Origin of the sequence: Streptomyces torulosus (genome assembly GCF_001419765.1) — a bacterium.
GTDB classification, from domain to species: Bacteria; Actinomycetota; Actinomycetes; order Streptomycetales; family Streptomycetaceae; genus Streptomyces; species Streptomyces torulosus.
Genome location: NZ_LIRK01000816.1, coordinates 1 through 6862 on the forward strand (window position 1 = coordinate 1; position 6862 = coordinate 6862).

A 6862-nucleotide genomic window follows, 5' to 3' on the forward strand; every position below is an offset into this window, starting at 1 on the left:
GGATTGGGGCGGGCGGGTTGTTGAGCGAGTAGGCCGCGGGGCGGTGCGGCCGTCCGGCGCGGGAACCATCCACCGAAGGAGCCGCCCGACGATAGCTCCCGGCGGGGCGGCTGCCCGGCGAGACGGCGCCTGGGCAGTGCGGCAGTCAGGCGGGTGCCGCCGCCCAGCGAGCGACTGGCCAGCGAGGCGGGGCCGCCGCCCGGCGAGCGGCTGCCCGGCAGGGCGGTGCGGCTAGGCAGCGAGAGGCTGCCCGGAAAGGCGGGGCGGCTACGTAGCGAGACCCGGCAAGGGCGGCGGCTGTCCGGCAAGACGGGGCGGCTACCCAGCGAGAGACTGCCCGGCGAGTACGCGACGGCTCCTCGGCGAAAGGACGCCCGGCGAGTACGAGGTGTCGCTCGCTGGTGCGGGAGGGCTTGCCGGCGTTGGTGTGTCGCAGGTGGGCGGTCGCCTGCCGCGCGGCCTGGCGGCTGCCCCCGGCCCCGAGGTCTCGGCCTCCCCGGGGGCCACCCGCCCCGTCGTCCTCAGACTCCGCTTTCCGAGGCCACCCCGGCGATGATCATGATGGCGAGGAAGAAGGCCCAGCCGGCGACCGAGAGCCAGCCCAGGATGAGGCCCGCCAGGGCGAAGCCCTCGCCGCCCTCGCCGGTGCGCTTGATCTCGGAGCGGGCGGTGTGGCCGAGGATCACAGCCGGGATACCGGTGAGCCCCATGGTCATCGTGGTGAGCACACCGCACACCATCGCGCCGACGGCCTTGCCGTTGGTGGGCGGCGGCGGAACGGGGGCCGGCATGAACGTACGCGGGACCATCGGGGGCATCGCGGGCATCGCACTCGGCTGCATGGCCGAGGGCCCCTGCGGCAGGTCGGCGACCAGAAGGGCCAGCTCGCCCACCGTGCGCGCCGTGTAGGCCCGCTCGATGCGCTTCTCATACTCGTCCTGCTGGAGGCGGCCCTCACTGAAACCGGCCCGCAGGACATCCACGGCACGCTCACGATCGGCATGGGCGGCAAGCAGCGACGGGCTACTGCCCTGCGCCTGCCACGGCATCGGCTGCCACGACGGGTTCGACACGAGAAACACTCCCCCGGACTGGTTGTGCCTCCAATGATGCTCCAACGCACGCCGCAGGGCATCGGTTCCCGGTCCCGCCTTCTGTTGCGGTTCCGTCTCCTTGGGTCGCATGCGTGTAACAGCGGCCACGTTTGTCACCGGTTGATCAATCCGATGCTCATGCCAAGGGCGGGTTGAGTACGTTCATGGGTTGCCGTGCGGTCCCGGATCGCGGATCGCGTACTCACGGGGACGTCTGCTCTCCGGGACAGGGGAACGAATGACCGCGCCAGACTTACCGGGAGAGTCCGGGCTCGACGACCGCGTGCCGTTCCTCGCCCGGCTGGAGACCGCGGACCGCGGCGCGCTGCTCGGCCTGGGCCGCGAGCTGGCCTTCAAACCCCGCGATGTCCTGCTCCACCAGCACGAACCCTCGTCGTACGTCCTCTTCGTGACGCACGGCTGGACGAAGGTGACCGCGGCCGCCGTCAACGGCTACGAGGCTCTCCTCGCGCTGCGCGGCCCCGGTGACATCGTCGGCGAGTCCGCCGCGCTCACCGGCCGGCCGCGTTCGGCGACGGTGACGGCGCTGGAGGCGGTGCGGGCGGTGGCCGTGGACCGGGACCGCTTCACCGAGTTCCTCGGCGGCTCCCCCACCGTGTCGTACGCGCTGCTCGGCCTCACATCCGACCGGATGCGCGCGGCCGACCAACGGCGGCTGGAGTTCGCGTCGATGAGCGTGCGGGAACGGCTCGCAGCTCTGCTGCTGGAGCTGGCCCACACCAACGCGCGCTACACGAAGGCGGGCGTCGAGCTCCTCGTCCCGCTGAGCAAGCAGGAACTCGCCGGATCGGTCGGCGCCTCACGCGAGATGGTCCAGCGGCTGCTGAAGGACCTGCGGGAACGGGGAGTCGTGGTCACGGGACGACGGACCCTCAAGATCGTGCGGATGGACGTCCTGCGGCGGATCGCGCGCGCGGAGGGCGGCGACTGCGGGAGGACGGCCGGGGTCGAGTCCGGCTTCTGAGGTATCCCTCCCACTGCCGCCGACCGCCGTGCCCCAGGGGACGTGCGCTGCCTCCGTGCCCCATGGGGCGTGCGCTGCCTCTGTGCACACGGTCACACTTCGAGTGGGTCATCCGTCCTCTCGCGGGCCCCGGGGTCGACGCCAGGCTTCTCACCCAGGCGACAGGCCCCCAGCGAGAGGCGACCATGACGGACCCCGTGAGCCGGACCATCCTCCTGCTCGACATCGAGCGCTACAGCGCCCGGGACGACGTGGAGCAGGCGTATTTGCGACGCATGCTCTACGACATCACCGACCGCGCGCTGGAGAGCGCGGGCATCGACGAGACCCTGCGGCTGCGGGCCGACCGGGGTGACGCGGTGATGGAGCTGATCGACGCGAACGCGTCGGTGACAGCCCTGCTGCGGGCCCTGCTCACCGAGGTCCCGGCCCAGCTGCGAGCCGTCAACCGCATGGCGTCCAGCTCCGCCCAGATCCGCCTGCGGGGTGTCGTCGCCGACGGCTACGTGGCCGTCGACGGGCTCAACGGCTGGGTCGGCTCGGACCTCAACCACGCGTGCCGCCTCCTCGACGCCCAACTGCTCCGCGCCGCCCTGCGGTCCCGCCCCCACGACTTCGCGCTGTGCGTCTCGGAGGGGATCCACTCCGGGATCGTGCGCCACGACCACCCCGGTGTCCTGGCCGCGGACTTCCACCCGATGACGGTCGACAGCAAGAACGGCCCGCTGCGGGCGTGGCTGCACGGGCCGGTGCCGGGCAGGGCGCCCGGCACTCACGACCCTGGTGAGAGGGGGGTGGGGGAAGCCCCGGTGCCGGACGGTCAGGGGGACGGTCCGGCACCGGGGCGCGACTGCGGCCCCACCGCGGGAGAGACCACGGCGGGTGACTCGGGAGGCGGCCAGGCGGGCCCGGTCTTCCACTTCAACGGCGGCGCCCCCAGCTTCGGAGGCAGCCTCGTCGGCGGGGACCAGCACGGCGTCTCCGGTGGTCAGGTCACCGGAGACGTCCACCTCGGCGGTGGGAGCAAGGGGGCCTCGGCATGACCGTGCCCCCGAGCGAGGCGGCGGGACCTGACGCCGCCCTGGAGGACCCGTACGCCGGCGGGGAGGCGGACGACGAACCGGAGGAGCGGACCCAGGAGGCGCGGGCCGCCCAGCGGGAGCTCTTCGCCCACACCCCGGGGTTCATCCTCGGCCCGACCGCCTCCTTCGGCGGGAGCCTGGTCGGCGGCGCCCAGCACGGCGTGTCGGGCGGCCAGGTCACCGGGGACGTGTTCCTCGGCGGCAAGACGGAGATCCACCACCACGGGCCGGCCGCGCAGGCCCACTTCTCCGGGGAGATCCCACCCGAACGGCAGGACGAGCTGGCCGAGGTGTTCGTGGAGGGGCCCGCCTTCGCGCAGGCCCTGGAGCGGCTGCGCGAGGAACGGGTGCTGGTCCTGTCGGGCAGCCATGCCGGCGGGCGGTACGCGGCCGCGCGCATGCTGCTGCACCGGCTGGGCGTGCCGACGGTGCACGCCCTACCGGCGGAGACGACGCCCTCGGCCCTGCCCGCGCAGCTGACCCAGCCGGGCGGTTACGTCCTGCGGGGCCTGCCCCTGACCCGTAACCGCCCGCTGCGCGACACCCATCTGTACGCGGCCCGCGACCAGCTCAAGAAGGCGGGCGCCCATCTGGTGGTGACGGTGGAGAAGTCACCGTTCCTGCTGGGCGTGACCCCGGTCGTGTGGGAGCCACCGAGCGCACGGGACGTCGTACGGGCCCTGGTGGTGTCCCGGCGGAAGGGCGACGCCGACGCGCTGCTCGGGCTCGCTCCGGTGCGGGAGTTCCTCGCCCGGGGCCATCACCGTCCCGCCGAGGCCGCCGAGTTCGCCGAGGCGCTCGCCGCCTACGACGGGAGCCCCGAGGCGCTGGCGCGGCTGGGCGACTTCGGTCAGACCGCGGTGGAGAAGCAGTGCCGGGACTGGCTCGGTGACCCCGCCACGGATCTGCGGGAGAAGGCGTTCCTGATCTCCCTCGCCGTCTTCGACCACGCGCCGTACGTGCTGGCCGCCGAGCTGGCGGACAAACTGTTCGTGCACTTCCAGCGGCTGCAGAATCCCGATCAGCCGCCCAGCATCCCGGTGTTCGGGCCCGCGGCGACCGAGCGGCTGGACTTCGCCCGCGCCGACGGCGAACTGCTGGAGGAGCAGACGGACTGGGGCCCCGTGCCCCAGTTCTCGACCCGTTTCCGGGAGGAGCGCACCCCGCGTGTGCTGCTGACCGAGGTGTGGACGAACCATCCCTCGGCGCGCCCCGCGCTGGTCGCCTGGCTCAAGGAGCTGGCCCGTGACGGCCGGCCGGTGGTGCGGACCCGGGCCGCGGCGGCCACCGCGCTGCTCGCACTCGCCGACCTGCCCTCTGCGGTCGCGCTGCTCATCGACGGCTGGGCCGTCTCCCGCAGCTTCGGGCCCCGAGTGACCGCCGCGAACACCCTGACTCTCGCCCAGTTGCTGAACGCCCCGGCCGTGCTGCGGCTGCTCACGCAGTGGTGCACCGACGCGCACTGGGCCCGCCGCTGGACCGCGATCCGCGCGTTCGGTCTGCTCACCCCCCTCCGCCCGGACCTGGCCGGCCCCGCGCTCACCGCGCTCGCCGCCCGGGCCCGCGCCGACACCAGCAGCGTCGCCGAGGCCAACAACCTGGTCGAGTCCACCGCCCTGCTGCTCTCGGTGGGCCCCCGCCGCGGCGAGATGCTCTCCGAACTCGTACGACTGCTGTACCTGGACACCCCGGCGGTCCGCGCGCTCGCGCTGAACGCCTTCGTCCGGGCCTGCGACAACGCCGAGGAGAACGCGCTCGTCGACTGGTACGCCGACACCGGCATGTACGAGGCGGACTCCGCGCGCGACCTCGCCACCCTGTGGCGCACCGCCCTCGGCGACCGGGCCCACACCCGCCAGGCCCTCAACGCCCTGCGCACCTGGGTGCTCGTCGCGCAGTACCGCCCGGACGCCGCCCGCGCCCTGGAGCTGCTGCTGCCCGCGCTGGTCGTCACGGCGGCCGACCGCGACCGGCTCGCCCACGAGCTGCGCACCATGCGCGCCGAGGACGGGTTCTCCCGTCCGGCCCTCGCCGACCATCTGCTCGCGGTGCTGCATCCGGCACCCGCGACGTCCTGACGCAAGCGCGACACCCGGAACACAAGGAGTTGAACCATGGCGGACCTCCGCCGAGAGCCGGAGTGGCGGCAGCACGCCGACCGGCACAGCAAGCTGATCGACCCGGTCCTCACGGTCCGGCCGATCTCCCGCTTCGAGTACACGACCCGGCGCCCGGCCACCGCGATCGACCACGCACTGGTGTTCGTCACATCCGGCGGGGAGTACGACGTGTATGTCCCGCCGCACCGACCCGGCCGTGCGGAGGCGGCGACCCGCCGCTACACCTCGGTGTACGAGGTGGACACCGGCAGCCACGAGGTGAATCTGGAGCTGGAGCTGCCCAGCCACGACGACGCCTTCTCCTTCAAGGCGACCGCCGACCTGACCTGGCGGGTCTCGGACGCGGAGGCGTACGTACGCGGAGGCGAGCGTGACGTCCCCAGGCGGCTGCTGCGCGAACTGCAGCAGTTGGGGCGGCCGGTGAGCCGCCGGTTCGCCGTCGAGGACGCCCCGGACGCCGAGGCCGCCGTGCAGCAGGCCGTCGACGCGTGCGGTTTCGCGGCGGGCATCGGGCTCGCGGTCACCTGTGCCGTCCAGCTGAGCCTGGACGACGAGACGGTCGAGCACCAGCGGCGGAAGCGGGCCCTGCGCTACGAGTCCGAGTTGCTCGACCCCGAGCACGAGCTCCGGCTGCGCAAGGCCCGGCTGGAGTACGAGCTGGAGGCGCTGAGTCAGCGGCAGCAGCAGGAACTCGCGGCCCAGAAGATCAACTTCTACCAGTACCACCTCCAGTACGGCGGCGTCGGTGCCTGGGCCCTGCACCTGGCCCAGCATCCCGAGGACACCCAGCTGGTCATCAACAACATCCAGCAGGACCAGCTGACCTTCATCCAGAGCCAGTTGGAGCTGATCGGCGGCGACAGCCTGGAGGACTACCAGAAGGCCGAGTCCATGCGTCAGGTCCGCCACGCGGTCGACGAACTCGTCCGCCGCCGGTCCGCGCCCCCCGACGACCGGACAGCCCTGCCGACGGGAACACCGGCCCCGGCCGACGCGCAGCCCGCCCCGGAGCCTCCCCGGGACGCCGACCGGAACGGCCAGGCACCGTACGACGCTCAGGCGCCGGGCCCGCACTCCGGAAACCCGCCGGAAGGGGCCGCACCGGCGGGCGCATACGGCGGGTCGGCGCCCATGACGCCGCCGGCGCCGTCGGCGAACGGGCCCGCGACCCCGTCGCCCTTCGTGTCGGCCCAACCGACCGGGCCTGCCGTCCCCTCGCGGCCCAGCGCCCGCAGCGGCGCGGACGACACGGACGCGGGGAGGGGGTGACAGGGTGACGGCGCCGGACACCACCACACAGCCGACCCCCGGCACCACGGCCTCCGGCACGGCAGCCCCCGGGACCACGACGGCCGAACGGCTGCTCGCCGAGATGCGTGCGGAGATCGCGCGGGCCGACAGCAAGGCAGCCGTTCTGGTGGCCGCGCTGGGCATGACGGCCGGTGTGTTCAGCGGGCTCGTGGCGGGCCGGGACTGGACCCCGGACGCCCTGCCACCGCCGGGGGCGGCCCTGTGGTGGACCGGCACCACCGCGTTCGCCCTGTCCCTGCTGGCCCTGCTGCTCGCCGTGCTGCCCCGGTC

6 protein-coding genes are annotated in these 6862 nt (G+C 73.4%); 5 read left to right on the forward strand and 1 reads right to left on the reverse strand.

Annotation, left to right across the window (positions count from 1 at the left end; translation table 11 throughout):
* Positions 1 to 521 precede the first annotated feature (521 nt).
* Complete coding sequence (locus AOK23_RS40620; RefSeq protein WP_390948147.1) at positions 522 to 1073, reverse strand: DUF1707 and DUF4190 domain-containing protein; 552 nt, start codon at positions 1071 to 1073, stop codon at positions 522 to 524.
* A 259-nt stretch (positions 1074 to 1332) separates the two neighbouring features.
* Between AOK23_RS40620 and AOK23_RS40625 the strand changes: the two genes are divergently transcribed.
* From AOK23_RS40625 to AOK23_RS40645, 5 genes are all read left to right on the forward strand, one after another.
* Positions 1333 to 2079 carry a Crp/Fnr family transcriptional regulator gene (locus AOK23_RS40625; protein ID WP_055717435.1) on the forward strand — a complete coding sequence of 249 codons (747 nt, stop codon included), beginning with the start codon at positions 1333 to 1335 and terminating at the stop codon, positions 2077 to 2079.
* Between the two features lie 185 nt (positions 2080 to 2264).
* A complete protein-coding gene (locus tag AOK23_RS40630; RefSeq protein ID WP_055717436.1) occupies positions 2265 to 3122 on the forward strand; it encodes a hypothetical protein in 858 nt (285 codons plus the stop codon).
* Positions 3119 to 5239 carry a hypothetical protein gene (locus AOK23_RS40635; RefSeq protein WP_055717437.1) on the forward strand — a complete coding sequence of 707 codons (2121 nt, stop codon included), beginning with the start codon at positions 3119 to 3121 and terminating at the stop codon, positions 5237 to 5239. The genes AOK23_RS40630 and AOK23_RS40635 overlap by 4 nt, the downstream gene beginning before the upstream one ends.
* Positions 5240 to 5275: 36 nt before the next feature.
* Positions 5276 to 6550 (forward strand): hypothetical protein, encoded by a 1275-nt coding sequence (locus AOK23_RS40640; RefSeq protein WP_055717438.1) that lies wholly within the window; start codon positions 5276 to 5278, stop codon positions 6548 to 6550.
* 4 nt (positions 6551 to 6554) lie between these two features.
* Positions 6555 to 6862, forward strand: a 308-nt coding sequence (locus AOK23_RS40645; RefSeq protein ID WP_476718319.1) for a Pycsar system effector family protein, incomplete at its 3' end; no start/stop codon positions are given.